Annotated in this window: 26 protein-coding genes; 17 read left to right on the top strand and 9 right to left on the bottom strand. The window is 43.1% G+C overall.

The genetic code is table 11. The features are described 5' to 3' along the window. Positions 1–61: 61 nt before the first annotated feature. The 3 genes from Q4533_RS11345 to hslR form a co-directional block, all read right to left on the bottom strand. Positions 62–1,603, bottom strand: a complete 1,542-nt coding sequence (locus Q4533_RS11345) for a phosphoenolpyruvate carboxykinase (RefSeq protein ID WP_303502757.1) — start codon at positions 1,601–1,603, stop codon at positions 62–64. Between the two features lie 300 nt (positions 1,604–1,903). Further along, positions 1,904–2,764, bottom strand: coding sequence for an Hsp33 family molecular chaperone HslO (gene hslO, locus Q4533_RS11340; RefSeq protein WP_076541343.1), 861 nt, complete (start codon positions 2,762–2,764; stop codon positions 1,904–1,906). Positions 2,765–2,797: 33 nt separating this feature from the next. Further along, a complete protein-coding gene (hslR, locus tag Q4533_RS11335) occupies positions 2,798–3,196 on the bottom strand; it encodes a ribosome-associated heat shock protein Hsp15 (RefSeq protein ID WP_102436019.1) in 399 nt (132 codons plus the stop codon). A gap of 246 nt (positions 3,197–3,442) precedes the next feature. On the opposite strand from hslR, the gene gspC reads away from it, so the two are divergent. The 12 genes from gspC (at position 3,443) to gspN (ending at position 15,027) form a co-directional block, all read left to right on the top strand. Continuing rightward, positions 3,443–4,351 carry a type II secretion system protein GspC gene (gspC, locus tag Q4533_RS11330; protein ID WP_303502756.1) on the top strand — a complete coding sequence of 303 codons (909 nt, stop codon included), beginning with the start codon at positions 3,443–3,445 and terminating at the stop codon, positions 4,349–4,351. Between the two features lie 25 nt (positions 4,352–4,376). After that, positions 4,377–6,521: a type II secretion system secretin GspD gene (gene gspD / locus Q4533_RS11325; RefSeq protein WP_102436023.1), complete on the top strand. Its 2,145-nt coding sequence runs from the start codon at positions 4,377–4,379 to the stop codon at positions 6,519–6,521. Then, positions 6,514–8,076, top strand: a complete 1,563-nt coding sequence (gene gspE / locus Q4533_RS11320) for a type II secretion system ATPase GspE (protein ID WP_102436025.1) — start codon at positions 6,514–6,516, stop codon at positions 8,074–8,076. The genes gspD and gspE overlap by 8 nt, the downstream gene beginning before the upstream one ends. A gap of 3 nt (positions 8,077–8,079) precedes the next feature. Then, complete coding sequence (gspF, locus tag Q4533_RS11315) at positions 8,080–9,303, top strand: type II secretion system inner membrane protein GspF (protein ID WP_102436027.1); 1,224 nt, start codon at positions 8,080–8,082, stop codon at positions 9,301–9,303. A gap of 63 nt (positions 9,304–9,366) precedes the next feature. After that, positions 9,367–9,816 (top strand): type II secretion system major pseudopilin GspG, encoded by a 450-nt coding sequence (gene gspG / locus Q4533_RS11310; protein ID WP_102436029.1) that lies wholly within the window; start codon positions 9,367–9,369, stop codon positions 9,814–9,816. Between the two features lie 22 nt (positions 9,817–9,838). Next, on the top strand, positions 9,839–10,414 hold the full coding sequence (gspH, locus tag Q4533_RS11305; RefSeq protein ID WP_102476459.1) for a type II secretion system minor pseudopilin GspH: 576 nt from the start codon (positions 9,839–9,841) through the stop codon (positions 10,412–10,414). After that, positions 10,401–10,769 carry a type II secretion system minor pseudopilin GspI gene (gspI, locus tag Q4533_RS11300; protein WP_076541330.1) on the top strand — a complete coding sequence of 123 codons (369 nt, stop codon included), beginning with the start codon at positions 10,401–10,403 and terminating at the stop codon, positions 10,767–10,769. Before gspH ends, gspI begins: the two co-directional genes overlap by 14 nt. Beyond that, a complete protein-coding gene (gspJ, locus tag Q4533_RS11295) occupies positions 10,759–11,493 on the top strand; it encodes a type II secretion system minor pseudopilin GspJ (RefSeq protein ID WP_102436033.1) in 735 nt (244 codons plus the stop codon). Before gspI ends, gspJ begins: the two co-directional genes overlap by 11 nt. Then, on the top strand, positions 11,493–12,494 hold the full coding sequence (gene gspK, locus Q4533_RS11290; protein WP_303502790.1) for a type II secretion system minor pseudopilin GspK: 1,002 nt from the start codon (positions 11,493–11,495) through the stop codon (positions 12,492–12,494). The genes gspJ and gspK overlap by 1 nt, the downstream gene beginning before the upstream one ends. A gap of 78 nt (positions 12,495–12,572) precedes the next feature. Beyond that, the gene (gene gspL / locus Q4533_RS11285) at positions 12,573–13,775 is read left to right on the top strand and encodes a type II secretion system protein GspL (protein WP_102436067.1); all 1,203 of its coding nucleotides are present in this window, start codon (positions 12,573–12,575) and stop codon (positions 13,773–13,775) included. Position 13,776: 1 nt separating this feature from the next. Further along, complete coding sequence (locus tag Q4533_RS11280; RefSeq protein ID WP_102436035.1) at positions 13,777–14,253, top strand: type II secretion system protein M; 477 nt, start codon at positions 13,777–13,779, stop codon at positions 14,251–14,253. A gap of 12 nt (positions 14,254–14,265) precedes the next feature. Continuing rightward, positions 14,266–15,027, top strand: coding sequence for a type II secretion system protein N (gspN, locus tag Q4533_RS11275; protein ID WP_102476458.1), 762 nt, complete (start codon positions 14,266–14,268; stop codon positions 15,025–15,027). 90 nt (positions 15,028–15,117) lie between these two features. Here gspN and yrfG read toward each other — a convergent pair whose 3' ends face one another. Continuing rightward, positions 15,118–15,792, bottom strand: coding sequence for a GMP/IMP nucleotidase (gene yrfG / locus Q4533_RS11270; protein ID WP_303502755.1), 675 nt, complete (start codon positions 15,790–15,792; stop codon positions 15,118–15,120). Between the two features lie 79 nt (positions 15,793–15,871). Between yrfG and nudE the strand changes: the two genes are divergently transcribed. The 3 genes from nudE (at position 15,872) to Q4533_RS11255 (ending at position 19,564) form a co-directional block, all read left to right on the top strand. Next, positions 15,872–16,420, top strand: a complete 549-nt coding sequence (gene nudE / locus Q4533_RS11265) for an ADP compounds hydrolase NudE (RefSeq protein WP_102436041.1) — start codon at positions 15,872–15,874, stop codon at positions 16,418–16,420. Between the two features lie 168 nt (positions 16,421–16,588). Further along, positions 16,589–17,398: a 3'(2'),5'-bisphosphate nucleotidase CysQ gene (cysQ, locus tag Q4533_RS11260; protein WP_102436043.1), complete on the top strand. Its 810-nt coding sequence runs from the start codon at positions 16,589–16,591 to the stop codon at positions 17,396–17,398. A gap of 294 nt (positions 17,399–17,692) precedes the next feature. Beyond that, a complete protein-coding gene (locus Q4533_RS11255; RefSeq protein ID WP_303502754.1) occupies positions 17,693–19,564 on the top strand; it encodes an MFS transporter in 1,872 nt (623 codons plus the stop codon). Positions 19,565–19,732: 168 nt separating this feature from the next. On the opposite strand, the gene mnmH is transcribed toward Q4533_RS11255, so the two are convergent. The 3 genes from mnmH to Q4533_RS11240 all read right to left on the bottom strand — a co-directional run bounded on the left by mnmH (position 19,733) and on the right by Q4533_RS11240 (position 23,089). Then, positions 19,733–20,836 carry a tRNA 2-selenouridine(34) synthase MnmH gene (gene mnmH, locus Q4533_RS11250; protein WP_102476455.1) on the bottom strand — a complete coding sequence of 368 codons (1,104 nt, stop codon included), beginning with the start codon at positions 20,834–20,836 and terminating at the stop codon, positions 19,733–19,735. A 10-nt stretch (positions 20,837–20,846) separates the two neighbouring features. Beyond that, positions 20,847–21,890 (bottom strand): selenide, water dikinase SelD, encoded by a 1,044-nt coding sequence (gene selD / locus Q4533_RS11245; protein WP_303412815.1) that lies wholly within the window; start codon positions 21,888–21,890, stop codon positions 20,847–20,849. 95 nt (positions 21,891–21,985) lie between these two features. Further along, complete coding sequence (locus Q4533_RS11240; protein ID WP_102476453.1) at positions 21,986–23,089, bottom strand: fatty acid desaturase; 1,104 nt, start codon at positions 23,087–23,089, stop codon at positions 21,986–21,988. A gap of 144 nt (positions 23,090–23,233) precedes the next feature. On the opposite strand from Q4533_RS11240, the gene fabR reads away from it, so the two are divergent. Next, positions 23,234–23,848 carry an HTH-type transcriptional repressor FabR gene (gene fabR, locus Q4533_RS11235; RefSeq protein WP_076541308.1) on the top strand — a complete coding sequence of 205 codons (615 nt, stop codon included), beginning with the start codon at positions 23,234–23,236 and terminating at the stop codon, positions 23,846–23,848. Positions 23,849–23,935: 87 nt separating this feature from the next. Here fabR and trmA read toward each other — a convergent pair whose 3' ends face one another. Continuing rightward, entirely contained in the window at positions 23,936–25,033 is a 1,098-nt protein-coding gene (gene trmA, locus Q4533_RS11230) for a tRNA (uridine(54)-C5)-methyltransferase TrmA (RefSeq protein ID WP_102436053.1), read from the bottom strand. Positions 25,034–25,175: 142 nt separating this feature from the next. On the opposite strand from trmA, the gene murI reads away from it, so the two are divergent. Next, positions 25,176–25,976: a glutamate racemase gene (murI, locus tag Q4533_RS11225; RefSeq protein ID WP_102436055.1), complete on the top strand. Its 801-nt coding sequence runs from the start codon at positions 25,176–25,178 to the stop codon at positions 25,974–25,976. A gap of 10 nt (positions 25,977–25,986) precedes the next feature. Here murI and Q4533_RS11220 read toward each other — a convergent pair whose 3' ends face one another. Next, positions 25,987–26,445: an RNA-binding protein gene (locus Q4533_RS11220; RefSeq protein ID WP_102436057.1), complete on the bottom strand. Its 459-nt coding sequence runs from the start codon at positions 26,443–26,445 to the stop codon at positions 25,987–25,989. Positions 26,446–26,817: the final 372 nt, after the last annotated feature.

Genomic DNA, 26,817 nt, shown 5'->3' with positions numbered 1-26,817 from the left:
TTTGATTAGGCTTCAACTTGGTAGCGCCGTGATGACAAGTTAATATGTCATCGGCTCAACACTAGCTATTAGGGCCAGCATTTTTAATCTCATCAGACACGTCATACTTAGCAAAGTTTGCGGTGAACTCTTCGGCGAGTTGCTGAGCAAATTTGGCATATTCAGCTTTATCTGCCCAAGTGTTTACTGGGTTCAATAATGCAGTTTCAACCCCTGATACCGCGACAGGCACCTTAAGGTTAAGTTTATCAATATGCATGGTTTCAACGTCTTTAAGCTCGCCGATGACAATGGCATCGACAATCGCGCGGGTCGTAGGGATGTTAAAACGCTTACCAACACCGTGAGGTCCACCAGTCCAGCCAGTATTAACCAAGTAAACTTGGCTGCCAAATGATTCAATGCGCTTCATCAATAGTTCAGCATAAACCCCTGCTGGACGTGGGAAGAATGGTGCGCCAAAGCATGTTGAGAAGGTCGATTGAATGGCTGCGGTCGAGCCCATTTCAGTTGAGCCGACTTTGGCGGTATAACCTGACAAGAAGTGATAAGCCGCTTGCTCTTTGGTTAACACAGACACTGGCGGTAATACTCCAGATACGTCACAGGTTAAAAACACCACCGAGTTAGGCTCAGCGCCACGATTTTCTTCAACGCGCTGGCCAATATGCTCTAACGGATAAGCAGCACGGCTGTTTTCAGTCAAGCTAGTATCTGTGTAATCAGGAGTGCGAGAGTCATCTAACACCACGTTTTCAAGTACGGTGCCAAAGCGAATCGCATCCCAAATAACCGGCTCATTTTTTTGACTTAAGTCGATACATTTAGCGTAGCAGCCGCCTTCAATATTAAATACCCCGCCCGGTGCCCAGCCGTGCTCGTCATCACCTATTAAAAAGCGCTTAGGATCGGCTGAAAGGGTGGTTTTCCCTGTGCCTGATAAGCCAAAAAATAAAGTAGTGTCACCTTTAGCGCCCACGTTAGCGGAGCAATGCATTGGCAATACCCCTTTTGCTGGCAATAAGAAGTTTTGCACCGAGAACATCGACTTTTTCATTTCGCCGGCGTATTTAAGTCCTGCAAGCAGTACCTTTTTGGCGGCAAAGTTAATCATCACTACGGCATCGGAGTGGGTGCCGTCACGGGCAGGATCGCAAACAAAATCAGGTGCATTGATAATTTGCCATACTGCTTTATCGCCACGGTTAAAGCTTTCTGGGGTGATAAATAGATTACGGGCGAATACCTGATGCCAAGCATATTCTGTAGTAACACGAACCGGAAGGTAGTGCTCATCAGAGGCACCAACTTCAAGTTCAGAAACAAAAAGCTCTTTATCAGCAAGGTAGGCTTCAACACGGCCCCAAAGTGCATCAAAGGTATCGGCAGCGATACCTTTGTTGACTGAGCCCCAGTCGATTTCATCTTGGGTGTTGGCTTCTTGAACAATAAAGCGGTCGTTGGGAGAGCGACCTGTTCTTGCGCCGGTTTTTGCTACCAGTGCGCCATTGGCGGTTAATGTCCCTTCATTACGTTGTAAAGCAAGTTCAATTAACTCAGCGCTAGTAAGGTTAAGGTGTACGCTGTTGGTTTCATCTGTCATCGAGTGGTTCTCCGTCATAAGTAGGTCGTTTATCGGTCTATGGCGCCGATTTTTTTGTTTAGGATGACTTACGTTAGCTTGCTTAAGTTTGGCTTAGGTGCGGCTGAATTAAGGTTCGGTTGAACACTAAATTAGCGATCCCTATGCAATTTAATAATAACGCAATAACGGCACGGAGGAGTAACAGTTTGGTAACTTTTTTGTAATTAGTGGCATTTTTTAAGTTGAAAGGGGGATTTTTAGCGATAAAAAAAGCGCCTTAGGCGCTTTTTTTTGAAAGTTTACTTGAGGAGGTAACAGTTATTGCTGCTTGTCTGCACTCATGTTACCAGCAAAGATTGCCGCAATATCGATACTGTCAAAGTTGTAAACTGCAGGACAATATTCACAGTCCATTTCAATTTTACCCTCTTCAGCGAGTATGGCTTCAACTTCTGCTTGCTCTAAGGTCGCCAGCGCTTTAGCGCTACGCTCTTTAGAGCAACTGCACTTAAAGGTGACATCGATAGGATCAAATAAGCGCACTTCTTCTTGATGGTATAAACGATGTAACACTTCTTCTGCGGTTAAGCCAAATAGCTCTTCTGACTTGATAGTATGAGTCAGCGCAGATAAGTGTTCGAACTCTTCGTTTTCTTTGTTTTCAGTCGGTAATACCTGTAACAACATACCGGCAGCTTGTTTACCGTCAGCAAATAAACGGATCACTGTGGGTAGCTGCTCAGATTGATTGAAGTATTCTTCTAAACAGGCTGCTAAATCAGCATGCTCAAGAGACACAATACCTTGGTAGCGTTCACCTTCATCAGGGGTTAGGGTAATCACCATAATACCTTGGCCAAACAGCTCCGCCAGTGAAGCGTCATCTGCTAACTCACCTTTCCAGCGGGCTATGCCGCGTAAGGCCTGTAAGTTGCTGCCATTGATAACTGCTAAAGATACTGGGCCATCACCTTGCAATTGCACACTGATGTCGCCAGTAAATTTAATGGTGGCTGTCAACAATGACGTTGCCGCCATTAATTGGCCGATGATGTGCTGTAATGCAACAGGGTAATCATGGGCGGCTAAAATTTCTTGGTAGCTGTTTTCCAGTTGTACCATTTCACCACGGACTTCGGCATTATCGAATAAGTAGCGATGTAATAGATCTTTGCTCATGTGGTCTCTCAATTTGTTGTGCCGTTAAAAAGTTTATAACTCTTTAAAGCGTTTAAGTTGTCGACGTTGCTTTTTATCCGGCTTAGTTTCAGGCGCCGGATTATTTAAGATATTTAATCTTCTGGCTTCAGCATTAAACTCGCGTTTTTTGATGCTTTCAGCCGTTTCTTGATATAGCGTTTGCGCTATAGCAGCCCCTTGTCGATGTTCAGACAATTGAGCAATAATTATTTCCCTATCATCGTGCCCTTGGCGAAGTCGCACTGTTGCACCGACTTCTGCTAGTTTGCTCGATTTGGCTCTTTGGCCGTTATAGTGAACTTTGCCACCATTGATCATGTCTTTTGCTAGCGAGCGAGTTTTATAAAAACGTGCCGCCCATAACCATTTATCTAACCTTACTGACATAGTATTAACTTGAGCTATGCTCATTAAGCCCCCTCAAAAGTGGTATGAGTTCACAAGGTTGACATTTTTCACATGTAAAATGGAGGCAAGAGCCTAAATAGTGGCATTTCTCACAGCCTTTTTAAGCGCGCAAATGTAGCATAATCAGCTGTATTTCGCCAATCCAGATGCTATGGGCTTGTTGCGACAAGCCGTGTAGGTTAGCATGATGCAGTATTTCCTAAATTAACAGAATAAGAACAGCGACCTGTGCTGAGGGTCAAAGCAAATATGGATGTATTAGATAAAGTTATTACCAAGGTTGCGGCTCTTCCTCAAAAGCAGCTGAGCGCGGCCTTCTTTTGGTTAGGGTTAGTGATCGTGCTATCAATTGCTGCTCAGATCACTTGGAAGTTAATGCCTGTTAATTCTCAAGCTGTAGCATGGCAACCATCGCCAACTTCTTCTGCTAGCGCGAAACGTATTGAGCTCAGTGGTGTGCAACAGTTATCACTGTTTGGTAAAAAAGGTGCCAGTGATACCCAAGCGAAAAAGCCCGCTCCAGTGGAACAAATTACCGATGCCCCTAAAACTAACTTGTCTATTTTGCTGACAGGTGTGGTGGCATCAACTTCTGATTCACATGGCCTTGCGGTTATCGAGTCAAAAGGCAGCCAAGAAACCTACAGCCTAGGTGACAAAATCAAAGGCACTTCAGCGTCATTAAAAGAAGTTTATGCCGACCGCATTATTATTACCAATGCGGGCCGCTATGAAACCTTAATGCTTGATGGCTTAAATTACACCACTCAAAGCCAAGCCAATGAATCACTTCAAAAAGCAAAACAAAATCGCACCGTGCAAACGGTTCAGCGCAGTGTGCTCTCTCAAGAGTTAGCCGATTCACGTGATGAATTACTAGCCGATCCGGGTAAATTAACCGACTATCTGGCTATCTCACCTGTTCGCGGTGCAGATGGAATCAGTGGTTATCGATTAAATCCTGGTAAAAATAAGTCTTTATTTGCCTCAGCAGGTTTTAAAGCAAATGATTTAGCCAAATCCATCAATGGCTACGACTTAACTGATATGGGTCAGTCGTTAGAAGTGATGGGGCAGTTAGCCGAATTAACCGAAATTGGCGTCATGGTAGAACGTGATGGGCAGTTAGTTGAAATAATTTTTAGTTTGCCAGAATAGTATGGGCAGTAGAGGATTGAAAATAATGAAGAGTTACGGAATTCGACGCAAGTTATTTGCTGGAATGGTTGCCGGTATTGCCATGCTGGCTTCTCAAGCTGCTTGGTCGGAACAGTATGCTGCCAATTTCAAAGGCACAGACATTCAGGAATTCATTAATATTGTAGGTAAAAACCTCAATAAAACCATCATCGTCGATCCTACCGTTCGTGGGAAAATTAATGTTCGCAGTTATGACTTATTAGATGACGAACAGTATTACCAGTTCTTCCTCAATGTATTGCAAGTTTATGGCTATGCCGTGGTTGAAATGGAAAACCGCGTTATCAAAGTCATTAAAGATAAAGATGCCAAAACTGCAGCCATTCGTGTAGCAGATGACAATACCCCAGGTTTGGGTGATGAAATGGTCACCCGCATTGTGGCGTTATACAACACAGAAGCTAAACAACTCGCACCATTACTGCGTCAGTTAAATGATAATGCTGGTGGCGGAAACGTGGTGAACTACGACCCATCTAACGTATTGATGATTTCAGGCCGCGCAGCTGTCGTAAATAAATTAGTAGAAATTGTTCGCCGTGTCGATAAGCAAGGTGATACAGCTGTTGAAGTGGTATCCCTTGAATATGCCTCAGCCGGTGAGATTGTCCGTATTGTTGATACCCTTTATCGCGCCAGCGCTAATCAAGCACAAATGCCCGGTCAAGCGCCAAAAGTGGTGGCTGATGAGCGTATGAACGCCGTTATTGTGAGTGGTGATGAAAAGAGCCGTCAACGCGTGGTCGATCTAATTCGTCGTCTAGATGCTGAGCAAGCTAACACTGGTAACACTAAAGTACGCTACTTACGCTACGCTAAAGCAGAAGATTTAGTCGAAGTGCTAACCGGTTTTGCTGACCAACTCGTGAGCGATCAAGATGCGGGTAAAACCTCGGGTAGCAAGCGTAAAGAAATTAATATTATGGCTCACGTTGATACCAATGCTTTGGTGATCAGCGCTGAACCGGATCAAATGCGCACCATTGAAAGCGTGATTAACCAGTTAGATATTCGCCGTGCACAAGTATTGGTAGAAGCGATTATTGTTGAAGTATCAGAAGGCGATGATGTTGGCTTTGGTATTCAATGGGCATCAGCTGCTGGTGGTGGTACTCAGTTTAATAACTTAGGCCCAACCATAGGTGAGATTGGCGCAGGTGTATGGCAAGCACAAGGTGAAGAAGGCACTACAGTGTGTACCGAAAATGGTACTTGTACTGAAAACCCAGATTCACGTGGTGATATTACCTTACTGGCGCAAGCATTAGGTAAAGTGAACGGCATGGCTTGGGGCGTGGCAATGGGTGACTTCGGCGCCTTAATCCAAGCGGTTTCAAGTGATACCAAATCAAACGTACTTGCAACACCGTCGATTACCACCCTTGATAACCAAGAAGCATCATTCATCGTTGGTGACGAAGTACCTATTCTTACCGGTAGCCAAAACTCAAGTAACGGTAACAGCAACCCATTCCAAACCGTTGAACGTAAAGAAGTGGGCGTTAAATTAAAAGTGGTACCACAAGTCAATGAAGGTAATGCGGTTAAGCTGACCATTGAGCAAGAAGTGTCAGGTATTAACGGTAAAACTGGTGTCGATGTGACCTTTGCAACTCGTCGCTTAACTACCACGGTTATGGCAGATTCTGGTCAGATTGTAGTACTGGGCGGTTTGATTAATGAAGAAGTACAAGAGTCAGTACAAAAAGTGCCATTTTTAGGTGACTTACCGATTATCGGTCACTTATTTAAGTCTTCATCAAGCGGTAAGAAAAAGAAGAACTTGATGGTATTTATCAAGCCAACCATTATTCGTGACGGTATCACCATGGAAGGCATCGCTGGTCGTAAATATAACTACTTCCGCGCCCTGCAACTTGAGCAACAAGAGCGCGGCGTAAACTTAATGCCTAAGACCAATGTGCCAGTGTTAACTGAGTGGGATCAAGAAGCTTACTTACCTGATGAAGTGAACGAAGTGCTTAATCGTTACAAAGAAGGTAAAGAGTTAGAAACTAAGATGCGCGAAACAGACCCTGCGCTTAAGCATATTAGCGAAAGAAAAGATCTAGACAATGCAGTCACTGAAGCTGCAGAAACCGAACAAGAAGATGATGCCAATGAGTGAAGCAGCAATGACTGAACAATTGGCACAGGTGTCTACCGATTTAGGCTTAGAAGCCGAAGAGCTTAATGATGAGGTGTTTCACTCCAACAGTCGTGAACGCCTGCCATTTGCTTTTTCTCATCGCTTTAATTTGGCATTGGCCAAAGAAGCCGATGCCCTAAAGCTTTACTACACCAGTAATACCCCACTTGATGCCATGCTTGAAGTGCGCCGTTATGCCGGTGAAGATCTGGTGTTAGTCAAGCTGCCGGTAGAAGACTTTGAAGCGAAATTAACCCACACATTCCAGGCTAATTCATCAGAAGCCCAGCAGCTGATGGAAGACATTGGTAATGAAATGGATTTATTTACCCTCGCCGAAGAACTGCCACAAACCGAAGATTTGCTCGAAGGTGATGATGACGCGCCAATCATTAAATTGATCAACGCCTTGTTATCAGAAGCCATTAAAGAAGAAGCCTCTGATATCCATATCGAAACCTACGAAAAGCAATTAATCGTCCGTTTCCGTATTGATGGGGTTTTGAAAGAAGTTTTAAAACCTAACCGTAAACTGTCTTCATTGTTGGTTTCACGTATTAAGGTGATGGCGCGTTTAGATATCGCAGAAAAACGTGTGCCGCAAGATGGTCGTATTTCATTACGTATTGCCGGCCGCGCAGTTGATGTGCGTGTCTCTACCATGCCATCAAGCCATGGCGAGCGAGTGGTATTACGACTACTGGATAAAAATACCGGCAACCTAGATTTAAAATTATTGGGTATGACCCTGTCTATCCAAGATGAATTTGAAGCGTTAATTCGTAAACCGCACGGTATTATTTTGGTTACCGGCCCAACAGGTTCAGGTAAAAGTACCACCCTGTATGCGGGGTTAACTGAGATTAACTCCAAAGACACCAACATTTTAACCGTTGAAGATCCGATTGAATATGAACTGGAAGGCATTGGCCAAACTCAAGTGAATATGAAAGCGGATATGACCTTCGCCCGTGGTTTGCGGGCGATATTACGTCAAGATCCTGATGTGGTCATGATTGGTGAAATCCGAGATTTAGAAACCGCACAAATTGCAGTGCAAGCTTCACTAACCGGTCACATGGTTATTTCGACCTTGCATACCAACACGGCATCGGGCGCGATTACTCGTCTGCAAGATATGGGTGTTGAGCCTTTCTTGGTGTCTTCAAGCTTACTGGGTGTATTAGCCCAGCGACTTATTCGTACCTTGTGTAACGAATGTAAGGTCGAGCATGAGCCAGATGAGCGTGAGCGCGAATTATTAGGCATAACGGTCAATGATACCCGAGTGATTTATCGCGCTAAAGGCTGTAAAGCCTGTGGTCATAATGGTTATCGAGGTCGTACCGGTATCCATGAATTACTCACTGTTGATGACAACGTTCGTGAATTAATTCACGGTGGCCGCGGTGAGTTAGCCATTGAAAAGTATGTCCGTCAAACGATTCCAAGTATCCGTCATGATGGCATGAGCAAAGTACTGAAAGGGGTTACCACCCTTGAAGAAGTATTGCGCGTGACCCGCGAGGAGTAATCAATGGCAGCGTTTGAATATAAAGCCCTTGATAGCAATGGTAAACAGCAAAAAGGGGTGATAGAGGCTGATACGGCTCGTCATGCACGTAGTCAGCTACGTGAACAGCGCTTAATGCCCTTAGAGCTAGAACCGGTTGCTGAAAAAGAAGCCAAGGCCAAAAGCGGTGGGCTTAAGTTTTTCAAACGTGGTATCTCGGTTGCAGAGCTTGCTTTAATTACCCGTCAAATCGCCACTTTAGTTGCTGCAGGTTTACCCATTGAGGAATCACTCAAAGCGGTAGGCCAGCAATGTGAAAAAGATCGTCTTGCCAGTTTGGTCATGGCGGTGCGCTCGCGGGTTGTTGAAGGGTACAGCTTGGCTGATTCTTTAGCCGAATTCCCCCACGTATTTGATGATTTGTACCGCGCTATGGTGGCATCAGGTGAAAAGTCTGGTCATTTAGAAGTGGTACTAAACCGCTTAGCCGATTACACCGAACGTCGCCAGCAACTGAAATCTAAACTAACTCAGGCAATGATTTACCCTATGGTATTAACCATTGTTGCCATTGGGGTAATTGCCGTATTACTGGCAGCAGTGGTACCTAAGGTGGTTGGTCAGTTTGAACATATGGGTCAAGAGCTACCCGGTTCAACTCAGTTTTTGATCCTCGCCTCTGATTTTGTGCAAAATTATGGGGTATTTGTGCTTGTGGCACTGATTGGTTTGTTTGCACTACTAAAGCAGCTGCTAAAAAAACCAAACTTTAGAATGCAATATGACACCTGGTTACTCAAAGCACCGGTTATTGGCAAAGTCAGTAAAGGCCTGAATACCGCCCGTTTTGCGAGAACCTTAAGTATCTTGTCAGCAAGTTCTGTACCTTTGCTTGAGGGCATGCGTATTGCCAGTGAAGTGCTGCAAAACGTCAAAGTGCGCGCAGCAGTGGATGATGCTACAGCAAGAGTGCGTGAAGGTACCAGCCTGGGCGCGGCGCTAACTAATACCAAACTTTTTCCGGCTATGATGCTCTATATGATTGCATCAGGCGAAAAAAGTGGTCAGCTGGAGCAAATGCTAGAACGTGCTGCAGATAACCAAGACAGAGAATTTGAATCTAATGTGAATATTGCCTTAGGGGTATTTGAACCCATGCTCGTGGTCAGTATGGCCTCGGTGGTGTTATTTATCGTGATGGCAATTTTACAGCCTATTTTAGAATTGAATAACTTGATCAGCGCTTAAGTATCCAAGTTATTTACTATTTATTGTTAGCGCACCGAGTGTGCGCGTCGGAGGAAGTTGTTAATGCAAACTAATCGAAATCAAACCCGTGGTAAACAAGCTGGTTTTACCTTACTTGAAGTCATGGTCGTGATTGTTATTTTAGGTATTTTGGCCTCTATGGTGGTACCTAACTTAATGGGTAACAAAGATAAAGCTGATATCCAAAAAGCCGTTTCTGACATTGTAGCGTTAGAAAACACCCTCGATATGTACCGCCTAGATAACAGTGTGTATCCAACAACGGAGCAAGGCTTAGATGCGTTAGTGCAAAAGCCAACCTCGTCACCTGAGCCACGTAATTACCGACCAGACGGTTACATTAAGCGTTTACCACAGGATCCTTGGCGCAACGATTACTACCTATTAAGTCCTGGCGAAAATGGCCGTATTGATATTTTCAGTGCCGGTCCTGATGGCCAAGTGGGAACTGAAGATGATATCGGCAACTGGAATCTGCAAAACTTCCAGTAAGCACGAAGTCTAATAGCAGATGATGATATCTAAACGCCAATCGGGGTTCACCCTCTTAGAAGTATTGCTGGTTGCCTTATTGATGGGGTTAGCTGCGGCTGCCGTCACGATGACAACCAGTACTTCAGGGCCTGAGCAAGCGTTAAAAAAAACGGCCCGTCAGTTTATTGCGACCACTGAATTAGTGATTGAAGAAACCATTTTAAGCGGTCAATTCTTAGGTATCGTCGTCGAAGAAGATGAATATCAATTTGTCTATTACGATGAAAAAAAATGGCACCCTATAACCCAAGATCGTCAACTGGCCCCAAGGCAAATGGACCCGGGTGTGAGTTTGAGTCTACTGCTTGATGGCTTGCCATTAGTTCAAGAAGATGAAGATGATGAATCTTGGTTTGATGAGCCATTAATTGAAGCCTCAAAAGAAGATAAAAAGAAAAATCCCGAGCCGCAAATTTTACTGTTTCCCAGTGGTGAAATGTCGACGTTTGAGTTGAGTTTTTTGACCGATGACGACCAAGGTAAAGAGATTGAAGTGTTAGTGGTGGGTGATGCATTAGGGCGTTTAGCCATAGGAAGCTTTGATGAAATACAGTAAAGGTATGACCTTACTTGAAGTCATAGTGGCCTTGGCGGTGTTTTCTATTGCTGCGGTTGCTGTCACCAAAAGCATTGGTGATCAAATGGCCAACCTGCCGATTTTAGAAGAGCGAACCTTAGCCCAATGGGTTGCTAGCAATCAAATGGTTGAGGTTAGATTAACGCAGCCTTTTCCTGAGCTGGGCACTAAAAATGGTCAGGTAGAGTTAGCCGATAAAGATTGGTATTGGCGTCAGGAAGTGATTAAAACCACCGACGACAATTTCAGAATGATCAGAGTATTAGTCAGTGATGATGACAGATTTAATCGCACCGTCGCACAAGTGAGTAGCTATGTTCACAATGAAGGCTAAGCGCTCAAGACACAGCGACAATCATCGCCAAGCAGGCTTTACTTTGCTGGAAATGATGATTGCTATTGGTATTTTTGCCATGATCGGGCTGGCATCGAACTCGGTACTGTCAACCGTGATGAAAAACGATGAAGCCACCAAAGAATTTTCAATCCGTTTGAAAGCCTTACAGCAAGGTTTTGGCATTATCGAACGTGATTTAGGCCAGATGGTAGCCCGAACACAACGTGGCCTAGACGGCGAGCGTACCACCACTGTGTTTCAAACGGGCGATAACATGCTGGACTCAGAAACCGAAGCGCTGGTGTTTTTCCGTTTAGGTTGGCTCAACCCTGATGGCATGTTGCCAAGGGGTAGTTTGCAATCGGTGTCATATGTGGTGCAAGAAGGCCGCTTAGAGCGTTGGTACTATCCTTACCCTGAGCCAGAAATTGGTGCAGAGCCATTAAAAAGTTTGATCATTAAAGATGTTATCTCCATAGAGTATTCGTTTTTTGTCGGTGATAAATGGGAGCGTAAAGTTGATGCTTCACAACTGCCACTTGGCATCGCGATGAAATTAGAAATTGAAGGCTTAGGTATCATTGAGCGTCGTTTTCTACTGCCTAAAGGTGGCGGTGATGCCGCAGCCAGTAACGGCGACAATAACGATGATAATGGTAGTAACGATAATACTGATAACGACAATGATACTGATGGCTCTAGCACGGGTGAAGACGGATGATGAAATATCAGTCGCCGGGGTTGCGTAAACAGCGCGGAGTCGCGTTATTAGTGGTGTTACTGGTGGTCGCTTTAGTGGTGATTATTGCGACCAATATTACCAGCCGTAATCAGTTATCCATGCGCCGTACCTTGAATTTAGCCCAGTATGATCAAGCCTATTGGTATGCTATTTCGGCAGAAGAATTAGGTAAAAAGATTTTAAAGCAAGATATGGAAGATGCTGACGGCACCGTACATTTACAGCAATATTGGGCTTTAGCTGATGTGATTTTTCCGGCTGAATACGGCGAAATTGGCGGTGAGATTAAAGATATGCGTTCTTGTTTTAATCTTAACGCTTTATCAGTTAAGTCAACAGAAGTTGAAAATGGCCAACCTAAATTATCATTAGCCGCGACTCAGTATATGTCACTGTTGGTTGCCCTAGGTATGGATGAATTTGGCGCCGAGCGGCTGACCCATACTTTGATTGATTATATTGACGAAGATACGGTAGCAATGCCCTATGGCGCTGAAGATGCCGATTATGAGTCTCGTAATACGCCGTATCGAGCAGCGAATACCTTGATGAATCATCGCAGTGAGCTGCGGGCGGTATTAGGATATAACCAGCAAGTGTATTTAACCTTGTTGCCTTATATTTGCGCGATACCAGGTAATAACCAACAATTGCTTAATGTGAATACCCTAGAGGTTGAACAAGCAGCATTGTTAGTGGGTATGCTAGAAAACAAGATTAGCCAAAGCGATGCGGAAAGTTTAATTAACCAACGACCTGCAGATGGCTTCGAAACCACAGCAGAGTTTTGGGAAAATAATTCCTTAGCGAGTTTAGCCACTGAAAGTAATATGAAATCGAGCATAGTGGTCGATAGTAATTACTTCTTATTAAAAGCGGGCGCTAAAGTGGATAATGCGATGTTTAGAATGGATAGCGTTTTGCGTCGCAGTAATAACAAGTTTGATGTGATCAGTCGTCAATACGGTGATCAGCAATAATGAATATGGGTAACAATCCGCTTCAATTAACCTTGGCTAGTTTGGCCTGTGGCAGTTTGAAGCTTGTGGAGAATGACAGTGTCTGAACGGCTTTTTATCCGATTAGGGAAAACATCAACAAGTCCTTGTTCGTGGCTGGTATGGTCAGAACAAGAGCAAGAAATTATTGCTTCAGGTGAGTTAAGTGATGCAGCGAGCTTAACCAGTTTGACTGAGCGCGCGGGCAATCGTCCGGTGGATGTGTTGGTGCCAGCGGCCAGTATGACATTGACTCAAATTGCATTGCCTGAAAAAAATCAGCGCCAAGCGTTAAAGGCACTCCCTTTCATGCTAGAAGAAACCATCGCCTCTGATGTTGAAACCATGCACTTTGTGGTTGGCCCCCGTGATGGTGAGCAGCTAAATGTCGCCGCAGTGGCCCATGAGCAAATGCAAAACTGGTTATCTTGGCTGCTTGATGCTGGCATTAAAGTAAAGAGTATTGTCCCTGATTGTTTAGCCTTACCGTTGGATCAATGTAGCTGGGCTGCGCTGGATATGGGTGATGAATTGTTACTGCGTACCGGTGAAGGTAGTGGTGTGAGCTTGCCAAAAACATGGTTAGATTTCGCCTTACCTGAGCTGCTATCGCGTCGAAGTGATGCCGATTCTGCGCTAAAAATTGCCGCCTATAGCGAAGACTTAGTGTTTACCAATGCTGAGGTGGAAGCGAAACCATTAGATATTCCGATGATGGTATTGGCAAAGGGTATTTTACAGGCACCGATTAATTTATTAAGCGGTGTGTATCAGCCAAAGCGTGAATACAGCAAGCATCTGATGCTATGGAAAAATGCGGCTATTGTAGCGGTTATTGCTATCGTACTTGGGCTAGTGAATAAAGGCTTAACCATTCATCAGTTGAATCAACAAACCGCTGAAATAAAACAGCAAAGTGAAGCGATATTTAAGCGTGTTAGTCCAGGGGTAAACCGGATTGTTAATATTCGCTCGCAGCTGGACTCACAATTGCGCAGTCTTAAAGGTCAAGGTGGCGGTGCTGCTTTCTTTGACATGCTTGATGGCCTGAAAGAGTCATTTCAAAAAGTGCCCGATTTAAAACCGAACTCAATTCGTTTTGATGCAAGTCGTAATGAACTGCGCATGCAAGTGACGGCAAAAAGTTATGATCACGTGGATAAATTCAAGCAACTGGTTGAAGCGCGTTATGAGTTTGATATGGGTGCCATCAATAGCGGTGACAATGAAGTGAATACCACAATTACCTTGAAGGGCAAATAAGATGGAAAATTTGCAAATTTGGTGGCGTGGACTCGCGCAACGTGAACAGCAATTAGTCGGCAGTTGCGCAGTGTTTGTGGTTATTGGAATTTTGTATTGGGGCATTTGGAGCCCGATTGCAACTGCGGCAGACAATGCTGAAAAAGATCATCAAGCAGCCAAGCAAACCTTAAATTATGTTAAACAATCGGCGAATAAAATTGCCGGTTTAAAACAACAAGGTTCTGGGCCAAGAGCATCAGGCAGCTTAAGTTCGATTGTGAACCAATTAGCTGGCCAATATGATTTAGACATTACCCGTATGCAGCCACAGGGCAATAAAATCCAATTATGGATGGACGATGTGCCATTTGACAGCTTACTTGATTACTTGCATGAACTGGTTGAAGAAAAAGGCTTAACCCTAGAAAGTGTTGATGTATCAGAGTCTGACTTGGCAGGTTATGTCAAAGTGCGCCGTATTCAGTTATCTAAGTAAGTAGGTATAGTAGTGAGTTTGATTAAGAAAATTATTTTAGGTGTTTTTGTTTACCTGATCTTTTTGGTGGTATTTATCCCAGCAAATTGGCTAGTGGGGATTGCGCCATTACCCAATAATATCAAGGTAAGCGGTGTTAGTGGTACATTGTGGCAAGGCTCTGCTGATTTGGTGTCGATTGATCGCCGTTTGATTGAACAGGTGTCATGGGATTTAAATCCTTGGACATTATTTATTGGTCAGCTCAATGTCGATCTGCAGATTGGTAGCCGGGCAACGCCAGTTAGTGGGCAGGGTGATATTAGTTGGTCTTTCTCAGGTGTCTCAGCTGAAAACTTGCGCTTTGAAGCGCCGAATAAATTTTTATTAGGCAACGCAAAATTACCCTTTAGAACCATGGTAGATGGTGATGTCAGTTTAATTGTTGAAAGCCTTAAGCAAGGTACGCCTTGGTGTGAGCAGTTAACCGGTAAGCTATTTTTGAATGCTATTGATGTTAAAAATCAGTTTGGTGAATATCCTTTAGGGGATATCGCCCTAGGGTTGAGTTGTATTGATGGCCAAGTGCAATTGATGACTGATGACTCAATGAACAAAATGGGGATTCAAGGTAGCGCCACTTTAGGTGAAAATAATCGTATTGTGGTTAGTGCTAAGATCAAACCGACCCATGAGCAGCCACAAGATTTAACCCAAGCTTTAAGCTTTTTGGGTAAACAAGATAGCCAAGGCTATTACCCTGTTAATTATCAGGGCACGATTCCAGGGTTGTAGTAACGACTGCTTCATCAGAAATTTGAAAGGCAGCTGAATCACATCAGCTGCCTTTTTTATTGGCTATAAATTATTAGCTACCATAGGCACTTAGCCTTTAACTGCAGCTAATAAGTCTTGATGTAAGAGTTGGTAATCATCAATGGCAGGAAAATCGATAAAATCCTTATTGGGCTTTTGACTGTCAGGATTGCTAATACCTAATTGAAAGCCAACACGCGCCAAACGTGATGCTTCAAGAATATTTTCATTGTCATCAACAAACAAACAGCGGCTTGGATCTAAATCATACTTCGCGAATGCTTGCTTCCAAAATTCAGGGTGCTCTTTAGGATAACCCGTTTCATGGCTCGACATCATTCCATCTAGGCCTCTTGCCAGTTCAGTATGTTCTAATTTAAGTTCTAGGCTTTTAGGATGGGCATTGGTTAACAGGATTCTTTGTTTACCTGCCGTAGCGAGCGCCTCTAAAAAGGGCATGCTGTCTTGGCGCATTTGAATTCGCTCAACCAGTGAATAATGCAGGGTGAGAATATCTATGTCTAATTGTTGCTGCCAAAAATCAATGCAATACCAGTCTAGGGTGCCAACAACCTTATGGTAAGACTGCTCGACTAGCACCTGCGCTTGGGCTAAGGAAATTTGCTTTTGTGTACTAAGCTGTTGAGGTACCAAAGTTAACCAAAAATGGTTATCAAAATGCAAATCCAGCAAGGTGCCGTCCATATCGAGCAAAACTGTGTCTATCTTATGCCAAGGAAACATGTAAATTCCGGTTGTAGAATATAGCTAGGGTAGTAAGATTGTAACTGGTCTTACTAAATTCGTCATATACGAGGTTTTAATGACATCACGGCATAAAAAGCCCGAAATTCTTCATCGCGAAATTGTCGCCAAAAGTCGACTGTTTCAGATAGAACAGCTGCACCTAAAATTTTCTAATGGCATTGAGCGTCAATATGAACGAATGAGTGGTGGCAGCCGCGGTGCGGTCATGATTGTGCCTGTGCATCAAGGTCAATTTTTGTTGGCTAAAGAATATGCCGCAGGCACTGATAATTATGAGTTGGGTTTTCCTAAAGGCTTGATTGATCCCGGCGAAGAGGCTGTTGAAGCCGCGAATCGTGAGTTACAAGAAGAAATCGGTTTTGCCAGTCGTAAGCTGACCTTATTGAAAGAATTAAGCTTAGCGCCAGGTTATTTTGCCAGTAAGATGCAAATTTTCATTGCTGAAGATTTATATGAAAGCAGTCTAGAAGGTGATGAGCCTGAACCTATTGAAGTTATCCCGTGGGCGCTTGGTGAATGGCAAGCGTTACTGGATAACACTGATTTTTCAGAATCGAGAAGTGTGAGTGCATTATTTTTAGCCCAACAACATTTACAAGGTTAATCTTGCTACTGTGTTAGCGGCTAAATTTAGCCAATTGAGATGTTGTAAGCGTTATTACTGACTGATGATTAAAATATTTCAGCTTACTCATCTAATTTAACTACAAATAAATCGTAAATTAGTCTAACTTGACACTATTCAGAGTATTATTTGGCGATTGGAGTCGTTATGAAGCCAGAAGAAGTAATTGAACAAGTCATCAGTATTGCCACCGAGGCGGGTCAAAAAATCCGCGATATTTATTTGAAAGGTGATTTTGATCGCGAAATAAAATCTGATAATACTCCTGTCACCTCAGCGGATCTGGCTGCAAATGAAATTATTTGTACTGAACTTGCTAAATTAACGCCTGATATTCCAATCTTAAGTGAAGAAGCTGCCGATATACCTTTTAATGAGCGTAGCGAGTGGCCACGTTATTGGTTAGTGGATCCATTAGATGGCACTGGTGAATTTATTGCTGGTAGTGGTGACTTTTCAGTGATTATTGCACTCGTTGAGCATAATCGCCCTGTGATGGGGATAGTGTATGTGCCGATGACAAACGTGTGTTACTACGCGATTGCAGGTTTAGGAGCCTACAAACGTGATGCTAACAATGAAGTGCGTATTAGCAGTAAACCACTTACTGATATTAATGAATCAGGTTTACGTCTTGCGGTAAGTCGTCGTCAAGACCCACAATCAGTATTAAAGTTACTCAGTCATCCTAGCAGTTGCGAATTAGTGGTGTTAGGCGGCGCAGCATTAAAGAGTTGTTTAGTGGCCGAAGGCCGAGCTGACTGTTACGTGCGTTTAGGGCCAACCGGTGAGTGGGATACAGGCGCTGCGCAAATTATTCTAGAAGAAGCAGGCGGCGCGTTAATGGATATTAACCTGCAACCGTTAACTTATAATGAACGTGAAACCCTTGAAAATCCAAACTTTATTGTTGTAGGTAGCCCGAATTTACCTTGGGACGATATCCTCACTAATTAGTCAGCTCGACATGACTTATTTAAGCCCTCTAGTAGAGGGCTTTTTTGTGGCCGCCATTTATAAAATACTCATGCTGTCTATAAATTAATGGGTTATGAGCATTGTTTTAATTTTGTTTGCTGTTAGTTTGTTGTTCAAAGCATTATTGATAATAGCGGCTTAAGGGCAAATGCAATGCGTGAAGGAGAGGGGGTGTTCACTCAGAGCTTCATTCATGGCTTAAATTACTTACCAAAATTGTTATCTATTTATATTCAAGGCTATACCTCAGGAATGGCAAAATAAGGATGTTTCATGGTATTAACCAAACGTTTTCTCCCTTACTTCATCACTCAGTGCCTTGGGGCATTAAACGATAATATCTATAAAAATGTGCTGCTATTACTGGTGACTTACAGCCAGGTAGATGCACTACCGATTAGCGTCAATATGTTTGTTAATTTAGCTGCCGGAGTGTTTATTTTACCGTTTTTCTTATTTTCAGCCCATGCAGGTGTCGTGGCTGACAATATGGACAAAGCGCGACTGATAAGACGACTTAAATTACTGGAGCTTATCATCATGTCTTGCGCGGCTTTTGCCATATTGTCGCAAAGCTATTTGCTGATGTTGGTGCTGCTATTTCTTACTGGCAGTCAATCGGCTTACTTTGGCCCAGTTAAGTATTCCTTATTGCCACAAACGCTTAAAGAAGATGAGTTAGTTACTGGTAATGCTTGGGTTGAAATGGGCACCTTTATCTCGATCCTTGCTGGCACCTTGTCTGCAGGTTTGTTAGTGGCAAGTGAGCATAGTTTACTTGGCGCCGCGGTGACTGTGGTGACGTTATCTATTGCTGGTTACTTATCAAGCCGGGCTATTCCTGCATTACCGCCACAAGGCACAATCAGTAAAATTCGTTTTACCCCTTTTACGGGAACATGGCGCAATATTGCCAAAGTAAGGCAAACCCCAAGTATCTGGATGGCTATTCTCGCCATTAGCTGGTTTTGGTTTTTGGGCGCCACTTATTTAACCCAGTTTCCTAACTTTGCCAAATTACACCTGTATGCCGATGCCACCGTGGTGTCGTTATTGTTGGCATTATTTTCCATTGGTATCGGCATTGGCTCGTGGGTATGTGAGCGGATTTCCTATGGTCATGTGGAGTTAGGCGTGCTGCCGTTTGGGGTTTTAGGTTTAACGGTATTTGGGGGTGATTTAATTTTTGCTATTCCGCCAGCGCCATTAGATAGCAGTTTTGTTTACAGCTTTAGTAGCTTTATCGCAGATCCGCAGCATTATCGGCTGATGGTTGATTTGCTGTTTATTGGCTTAAGTGGTGGATTATTCATTGTGCCCTTGTATGCCTTTATTCAATCTAGGGCTGCACCAGGGGAGTGTGCCCAAGCTATTGCGGCAAACAATATTATTAATGCCTTATTCATGGTGATGGCGGCAATACTATCTATGTTGTTACTTGGCGTTTTAGAGTGGAGTATTCCGCAATTATTTTTACTCCTTGCTGGGTTGAACACTGCGGTGGCGTTATATGTGTATGCTCAGGTACCTGAGTTTGCTCAGCGCTTTATCAGTTACTTGTTGAGCCACTTGATGTACCGCGTCAGTGTTAATGGGCGTCTCAATATTCCGGCGCAGGGAGCTGGGGTGATTGTCTGTAATCATGTTAGCTATGTTGATGCCTTAATTATTATGGGCGCATCCACCCGTCCTATTCGTTTTGTGATGGATAAATCCATCAGTGAAATTCCGCTATTAAAATATCTCTTTCGCCATGCTGGAGTTATTCCTATTTGCTCACCTAAAAAGTGTGAAACCACCTACAAGCAAGCATTTGAGCTAATCCATGAAGCCCTTGGTAATGAGGAGCTAGTGTGTATTTTCCCTGAAGGACGTTTATCTGTTGATGGTGAAATTGCTGAGTTTAGACCCGGTATCGAAGCGATTTTAGCGAGAGATCCCGTCACAGTAATCCCGATGTCATTACAAGGCTTATGGGGCTCATACTTTAGCCATAAAGGCGGCCATGCACTGACAACACCACCGAAGCGTTTTTGGTCTAGGGTGACTGTGAATATTGATGCAGCGGTCGATGGGGTCTCACTGGGTCGCCATGGGCTACAAGCTAAGGTCACTGAGTTATTTGATAGCGCAACTGTTCGTTAAATGAGAGCGCTAATGGTCGTTAAATGAGAGCGCTAATGGTCGTTAAATGATAGCGCTAATGGTCGTTAAATGATGGGGCTAAAGCACGAGTATAAGTGGTTGCTCTATCTTTGCTATGTGACACTCATAACAGCAACCGTTCGTTGTTATGAGTGCAGAGTGTGTGAATTATCCTGCTAGCTGATCTAAATATTGCTGGATCGCAATTTTATCACCACTAAATATTACCCTTTGCTGACGTTTGCTCATTTGGTATTGATACATAGGGTCGTAATAGCGCTCTAATAGTATTGAAATCCAATCAAAATGTTCATTAGCATCGTTTATTGAAAACTGTCGATTTATGGCGCTTTCAATAATGGCACTGAGCTGTTGGTGTTGCTTGCCACCTAAGCGTTTTTTGATGCTATTAATGCTGCTAAGCAGGTATTGGCTAAACTGTTCTTTTCCATGTTCTGCGCCATATTTATTGATAAAGGCGGCTGACTTATCAATAACATAGTCTTTATGTATTCTGTTTATACGATTCGCTAAGCTTTCTTCTAATACAATCATCTCACTGGCTTGCATCGCTTGGTAAAAAGCTTTGGGTATGGCTGAGCGCCCGATTAAGAAGCTTTCGTCTTCTAACAAGATTTTATGTTGTGGCAATTGCTGATGTTGTAGTAGCTGTGTCGCCAGCTGATTTTCGAAATTAATTTGAGTTGGTTGGGGCTCAAGGTTCTTACCAAAGCTTGAGCCGCGATGATTGGCAATGGCTTCTAAGTCAATGGACTCTGGTCGCAGTTGTAAGAGCTCGGTCTTGCCGCTGCCGGTGCTGCCGCTTAAAATGACTAAGGGCTGCAAAGTCGCCGCGGTATCAATGATATCAATTAAATATTGGCGCATGGCTTTATAGCCACCTTCAATATAAGGGATATCGATGCCGGCCTCTTTCAGCCATTGCTGTGACAACTTTGAACGTAAGCCACCACGAAAACAATATAGGTAGCTGTTGGGGTGCTTAGCGATAAACTGCTGCCAGCTTTCAATGCGCTGCTGTTTGGTTTTGCCATTAACCAATTGATGACCTAATTCGATAGCCGCCTGTTGTCCTTGCTCTTTATAGCAAGTACCAACCTTGGTACGTTCACTGTCATTCATCAGCGGGAAATTGGCCGAATGCTCGAAGGCGCCTTTACTAAATTCGATGGGGGCGCGCACATCAATGAGCGCACGCTGCTGAAGGAAAAGACGTTGATACTCGGTTTTAGCAATGATGTTAGCAAGCATTTGTTACTCTCTATGTCAGTGTAATTAATGCGCTATTGGTATTTGAAGCGCTCAATTCACCAATGCAAATAGGGGCAATATTTTGCGCCTCAAGTAAAGCAACCAGTTGTTGTTCTGCGTCAGCGCTTACCGCAATCAACAAGCCGCCACTGGTTTGCGGATCGCACAGAATCGCTTTTTGTTGCTCGCTCATTTTAGGTAAGTATTGCTGATAACTGTCGAAGTTGCGTTGGGTTCCGCCTGGGGTGCAACCTAAGTTTAAGTAGTGCAGCGCTCGGTCTAATAATGGGATGTTATTAAATACTAAATTCGCAGTGACATCGCCGCCTTGGCAAACTTCAATCAAATGACCTGCCAAGCCAAAACCCGTGACGTCTGTCAGTGCATTTACTCCAGCGATTGCCGCAATATCTTGGCCGGCCTTGTTTAGCTGACACATGGCATCAATGGCAATCATACTGTCTTGCTCTGTGAGCTTTTTTTGTTTTTGCGCGGTAGTGAGGATACCGATCCCTATCGGTTTAGTGAGATACAGTTTATCGCCAGCTTTTGCCGTATTATTGCGCTTTAATTGCTCAAGAGGGATTTGTCCGGTTACCGCCAATCCAAAAATCGGTTCAGGTGCATCAATGCTGTGACCGCCAGCTAACATTATTCCCGCATCTGCGCAGGCTTGGCGCCCGCCTTCAATAACCTTTTGAGCCACTTCTGCAGCTAAGATATTCACTGGCCAGCCAAGTATGGCAATAGCCATGATAGGCGTGCCGCCCATGGCATAAATATCGCTGATGGCATTAGTGGCCGCGATACGCCCAAAGGTGAAGGGGTCATCCACAATCGGCATGAAAAAGTCAGTAGTACTGATAATGCCTGTTTCATCATTGAGTTGGTAAACTGCTGCATCGTCACGGGTTTGATTGCCGACTAATAATTTAGGATCGGTAAAAGAGGGTAAAGATGAGGCAAGTATGGTGCTAAGTACCTGCGGGGAAATTTTACAGCCACAGCCGGCGCCGTGGCTATATTCAGTAAGTTTAACTGACGATTCAGACATTAATGGGTAACCCTTAAAAAGGAAGATTATCCATCATAAACACATACGGCTACCTTGCAAGGTAGCCGTTTACTTTTAATGGGTTAAAACAGACTTTAATAAGCAGCAGTGAGGCTATTCCAGTTTTTCTTTTGGGCTAACAAACGTGCTTTTAATTCTTCGACCTGCAATTTTAATTGCTGGTTGCTCAGTTGTTTACGTTTGGCATCTAGCAGTACCTTTTTCGCTTGATAATAATCCACTAGATGTTGCTTCATAAGATCATATTCGGCTTGGAAATTAGCGATTATTTCATCACAATTTGGTAAATGTGCGACCTTATTTTGCGCTCTTAATAATTGCATTTGAAGTTTGGCACTTTCGATTCGCTCTTGCGGTACTACTCGTAAATCAGTGGCTAAACCACACCATTGCATTGACTTAATTAGCCATTTTGTTGGGTCGTAATGCCACCACTTAATACCATTACGGTAGTCATTTTCAAAAATGTGATGAAAGTTATGATAACCCTCACCATAGGTCAGTAAGGCAATCATGCCATTATCTTTAGCCGTATTTTTATTGGTATAGGGCTGACTGCCCCAGACATGGGCTAATGAATTAATAAAGAAAGTACAGTGATGTACGACCACTAAACGTAATAGTCCTGCCATCAGCACCATTGAAATAATATCGCCATTGAGCCAGCCTAAAAATGCCGGTAGTGCGATATTCATCAATACCACTAGGGTAAGATAATGTTTATGCTGCCACATAACGATGGCATCTTTTTGTAAATCGCGGACGTTATTATAATCATGATAACGACTGGCTTGGTATTCACGTAGCATCCAACCAATATGACTATACCAAAAGCCCATTTTGGCTGAATAAGGATCTTTGTCGTTATTATCAACGTGCTTATGATGGATGCGATGATCTGATGACCAATGCAGTGCACTATTTTGTAATGCTAATGCACCGCCAAGGGCAAATAAGAATCGCATTGCAGGATGCGCTTTATAAGCTTTGTGAGACCATAATCTATGGTAACCGGCGGTAATTGAAAGGCCGCTAGCAAAGGCAAGTACCACAAAAGCAATCCACTCAATAGCTTCAAAGCCATGTGTAAAACCACGCCACGGCACTAAAGTCAGCGCGCCAAGTAGTGTTAGCGCAAATAAAGCAGTATTTAACCAAATAATCGGTGGTTTTTTCATTAAGATAATCCATGATTCTTATTGAGCGTACAATTGTAAGCTAATTTAGCTCACCAACTTTATTCGGTCAAGTATCTCGGGGCTGTGTTTTTAGCTTAAAAGCGGTATTATCTGTGCAATAACATTTACTAAATGGATCTTTACATGGGTGTAAGAGCATTACAGAAAGAAAAAACCCGTCGTGCATTGGTAGATGCCGCTTTTAATCAATTAAGCGCTGAACGTAGTTTCTCCAGTTTAAGCTTGCGAGAAGTGGCAAGGGAAGCGGGCATAGCACCAACCTCTTTTTATCGTCATTTCAAAGACATGAATGAACTTGGTTTAACCATGGTTGATGAAGGTGGACTCACACTTCGACAAATGATGCGTAAAGGTCGCCAGCGCGCAGAAGCGGGTGGCAGTGTCATTCGCATCTCGGTTGACACGTTTGTGGAAGTATTAGAATCAAATCCCAATGTTTTTCGAATTCTATTACATGAGCGCTCAGGAACGTCAGCGGCTTTTCGTGCCGCTGTAGCAAGAGAAATAGAACACTTTATTTCAGAGTTGTCTCATTACACAGAGGCGACTGCTGGAAGAACGCCGATGCTAGCCAGAGTACAAGCAGAAGCTTTAGTTACCCTAGTGTTTAACGCTGGGGCATCAGCTTTAGATATGAAACGAGCTGACAGAAAAGTATTAGCCGATCACTTAGTGCTGCAATTGCGCATGGTGGCAAAAGGCGCAGAAGCGCTGCAACATAAAGTTGATACTAAATAGCATCAGTGAATTAATAGTAAAACTTGCGCAATAAAAAAGCCGTTATGGATAATTCATCCTATAACGGCTTTTTAATATGTGTTGAACCTACTTACGTTCTAGTAGTACACCTGATTCCATATGGTGGGTATATGGGAATTGATCAAATAAAGCGAAACGGGTGATCTTATGGGTGCTTCCCAGTACCTCAAGGTTTGCTTTTAGGGTTTCTGGGTTACATGAAATATATAAAATGCGGTCGTAGTTTTGCATTAATGCCAAGGTGTCATCGTCAATACCCGCTCGTGGTGGGTCAACGAAAATGGTATTGCAATCGTAGCTATCTAAGTCAATACCTTCTAAACGTCTAAAGGTGCGTTTTTTCGCCATCGCATCACTAAAGTCTTCAGCAGACATACGAATGATTTGCACATTATCGACTTTGTTGATGGCAATATTATACTGCGCAGCATCAACAGATGGCTTAGCTAATTCTGTTGCTAGTACGCGGTCAAAGTTTTGCGCTAAAGCGATAGTGAAATTGCCATTACCGCAATAAAGCTCTAATAAATCGCCAGTGCTGTCTTTGGTTGCTGAAATAGCCCATTCGAGCATTTTGACTGACACTTTCGCATTTGGCTGGGTAAAGCTATTTTCAATTTGTTTATAATGTAATTCTTGACCGGCTACATTAAGGGTCTCAACCACAAAGTCTTTATCTAAATCGATTTTAAGTTTACGTGCTCGGCCAATGATATTGACGTTAAACTTTTCAGCTAAACGCGCCTTCATTTGGGTCGCTTGCTCTATCCAAGTGTCACCTAATTGGCGGTGATAAAGTAACGACACTAAGATCTCACCGCTAAGCGTGGTTAAAAAGTCCACCTGAAATAACTTAAAGCGTAAATCATGATTAGGACGTAGCTCTTCCATTAATGCAGTCATCATTTCATTGATTAAAGTCCCTGCTGGCAAATATTGCTCACAGCGCACTTTCTCATCTAAGACTTTATCAAACATGTAATAGAATAAGTCATCGCCATCGTGCCATACTCGAAACTCGGCGCGCATACGGTAATGGGCTGGTTCTGAGGCAAAAACTTCTAAACTAGGCGGCGTAAAATCGGCAAAGTCCTGTTCAAGCTTGATACGCTTCTCTGCTAGTTGCGCATCATAGTTTTTAGGATCCATTGCAGCTAAATTCATTTTGTTCCACCATAGGCTGTAAATTAAGGGCGCAAATATTATACTACACAACGCTGATGTCCAGCGGATTGACTTAATCTTAATGGATTAAGTGGTTAATTTTATCTATACAGCTTTTATCACCCGCATTATGGAGAAGAGATTGTCAGGTCCAATACTTATTTTTGATTCTGGTATCGGCGGTTTATCCGTTTTAGAACACATTCAAACAAAAATGCCTGCTAAAGATATCTTCTATTTATTTGATAATGCCCGGCTACCTTATGGGGATCTAGCAGAACAAGCATTAATTGAAGGTTGTGTGGCACTGATTATCAAGCAAGTGGCATGCATTAATGCTTCCATTGTGGTCGTTGCCTGCAATACTGCCAGCACCTTAGTGTTACCGCATTTACGAAGACGACTAACCATACCCGTGGTGGGCGTAGTGCCAGCAATTAAACCTGCAGCGCAATTGACTCAATCCAAACACATAGCATTACTTGCCACGCCAGGGACAGTTGAAAGAGCTTATACTAAAGAGTTGATCCGTGAGTTTGCTGGTTGCTGTGAAGTGACTTTGATTGGTTCATCTGAATTAGTGCTTATTGCCGAAGAGAAAGCTAAAAGAAACCCAATAAACTTAAATGCGATAAAACCAATCTTGGCTTCGATAAATGGCACTGATATAGATACCTTGGTTTTAGGCTGCACTCACTTTCCGTTATTACGCCAAGAAATAGCTGAGTGCATTAGCCATCCAGTAACGCTATTAGATTCCGGCGAAGCCATTGCAATAAGAGTGGCGTCATTATTAGAAACAATAAACAGGTCAGCTAAAGGTAAAACGAACAAAGTAGGCAGGTTAACAGCGGGATTTACAAAGAAGATAGATAAAGGCTTAGCATTAACATTAGCTGACTACGGTTTTAAGCAACTAGAGTGCATTTCCGTAGGCAGCTAATAGAAGGGGTTTAGTCTTCTTTATTTGACTCAGATGGATCTGACTCTTGTGATTTAGCTTCACGCACCTTTAGTGTGCGTTCTTGGAAACTGTAATCGTTTAACTTGTTCATTGCTTTCTTGGCGCCAGTTTCAGACATTTCAACAAAACCAAATCCCTTACGGCGACCTGTTTTTCTATCTCTAACTAAACGTACTGAATTAACTGGTCCATATTCGCCGAATAAAGCTTTCACTTCACCTTCATGAACACGGTAAGGCAAGTTACCAACATAAAGTGTCATTGTTGGGCCAACATAAGGCTTATTTGAATCAGTTGCAGTTGAAGACGGAACAAAAGTGAATATAAGACTCGCTAACATAACACCAGCGATGAAAGACACGACTAATTGAACATTGGTAGAAAGAGCATAAATAACGATTGCACCTATAAGGGCAATAATTAGGGTAATAACAAATGACTTTTGCATATGATTGTCTCTAATAAAAATGAAAAATGATAAATAACTGTTAAAAACATTGCTATGGTAATGAATTATTGAAGCTTTCACCATACTCTGATGAAAATATGACCTCAAAACACGATAAAAACCATATTACTGATAGTTACTGTAGGACAAAAGTGTTCTTTAAATACCCATAATAGTTAAAAATAAAACGATCTGTTCAAAAGCTATTCGCTTAAACGGTTTTTATATAAAAAGCCCTTGCACCAATTCAGAATCTGCCTATAATGCGCATCCACTGACACGGCAAACCACGCACTAGCATGGGTTACACGCCAAATCAGTTCACTGTAAAGTGACGCTGAAAATTGTTTTTAAATAAGTTTAAAAATGACT

Source organism: Shewanella sp. 6_MG-2023 (assembly GCF_030547195.1).
Lineage (GTDB): Bacteria > Pseudomonadota > Gammaproteobacteria > Enterobacterales > Shewanellaceae > Shewanella.
Note: the sequence above shows the minus strand (reverse complement) of the source record. Positions and strands in the feature narration are given on the sequence as shown.

Excerpts from the sequence above, each read along its gene's own strand:
- Q4533_RS11240 (WP_102476453.1), bottom strand. The coding sequence starts at position 23,089 with ATGAAAAAACCACCGATTATTTGGTTAAATACTGCTTTATTTGCGCTA.
- gspE (WP_102436025.1), top strand. The coding sequence starts at position 6,514 with ATGAGTGAAGCAGCAATGACTGAACAATTGGCACAGGTGTCTACCGAT.
- cysQ (WP_102436043.1), top strand. The coding sequence starts at position 16,589 with ATGAAGCCAGAAGAAGTAATTGAACAAGTCATCAGTATTGCCACCGAG.
- gspI (WP_076541330.1), top strand. The coding sequence starts at position 10,401 with ATGAAATACAGTAAAGGTATGACCTTACTTGAAGTCATAGTGGCCTTG.
- gspJ (WP_102436033.1), top strand. The coding sequence starts at position 10,759 with ATGAAGGCTAAGCGCTCAAGACACAGCGACAATCATCGCCAAGCAGGC.
- Q4533_RS11220 (WP_102436057.1), bottom strand. The coding sequence starts at position 26,445 with ATGCAAAAGTCATTTGTTATTACCCTAATTATTGCCCTTATAGGTGCA.
- nudE (WP_102436041.1), top strand. The coding sequence starts at position 15,872 with ATGACATCACGGCATAAAAAGCCCGAAATTCTTCATCGCGAAATTGTC.
- trmA (WP_102436053.1), bottom strand. The coding sequence starts at position 25,033 with ATGAATTTAGCTGCAATGGATCCTAAAAACTATGATGCGCAACTAGCA.
- Q4533_RS11280 (WP_102436035.1), top strand. The coding sequence starts at position 13,777 with ATGGAAAATTTGCAAATTTGGTGGCGTGGACTCGCGCAACGTGAACAG.
- gspG (WP_102436029.1), top strand. The coding sequence starts at position 9,367 with ATGCAAACTAATCGAAATCAAACCCGTGGTAAACAAGCTGGTTTTACC.
- hslR (WP_102436019.1), bottom strand. The coding sequence starts at position 3,196 with ATGAGCATAGCTCAAGTTAATACTATGTCAGTAAGGTTAGATAAATGG.
- Q4533_RS11345 (WP_303502757.1), bottom strand. The coding sequence starts at position 1,603 with ATGACAGATGAAACCAACAGCGTACACCTTAACCTTACTAGCGCTGAG.
- fabR (WP_076541308.1), top strand. The coding sequence starts at position 23,234 with ATGGGTGTAAGAGCATTACAGAAAGAAAAAACCCGTCGTGCATTGGTA.
- yrfG (WP_303502755.1), bottom strand. The coding sequence starts at position 15,792 with ATGTTTCCTTGGCATAAGATAGACACAGTTTTGCTCGATATGGACGGC.
- gspK (WP_303502790.1), top strand. The coding sequence starts at position 11,493 with ATGAAATATCAGTCGCCGGGGTTGCGTAAACAGCGCGGAGTCGCGTTA.
- mnmH (WP_102476455.1), bottom strand. The coding sequence starts at position 20,836 with ATGCTTGCTAACATCATTGCTAAAACCGAGTATCAACGTCTTTTCCTT.
- gspH (WP_102476459.1), top strand. The coding sequence starts at position 9,839 with ATGATATCTAAACGCCAATCGGGGTTCACCCTCTTAGAAGTATTGCTG.
- selD (WP_303412815.1), bottom strand. The coding sequence starts at position 21,890 with ATGTCTGAATCGTCAGTTAAACTTACTGAATATAGCCACGGCGCCGGC.
- gspC (WP_303502756.1), top strand. The coding sequence starts at position 3,443 with ATGGATGTATTAGATAAAGTTATTACCAAGGTTGCGGCTCTTCCTCAA.
- hslO (WP_076541343.1), bottom strand. The coding sequence starts at position 2,764 with ATGAGCAAAGATCTATTACATCGCTACTTATTCGATAATGCCGAAGTC.
- gspF (WP_102436027.1), top strand. The coding sequence starts at position 8,080 with ATGGCAGCGTTTGAATATAAAGCCCTTGATAGCAATGGTAAACAGCAA.
- Q4533_RS11255 (WP_303502754.1), top strand. The coding sequence starts at position 17,693 with ATGGTATTAACCAAACGTTTTCTCCCTTACTTCATCACTCAGTGCCTT.
- gspD (WP_102436023.1), top strand. The coding sequence starts at position 4,377 with ATGAAGAGTTACGGAATTCGACGCAAGTTATTTGCTGGAATGGTTGCC.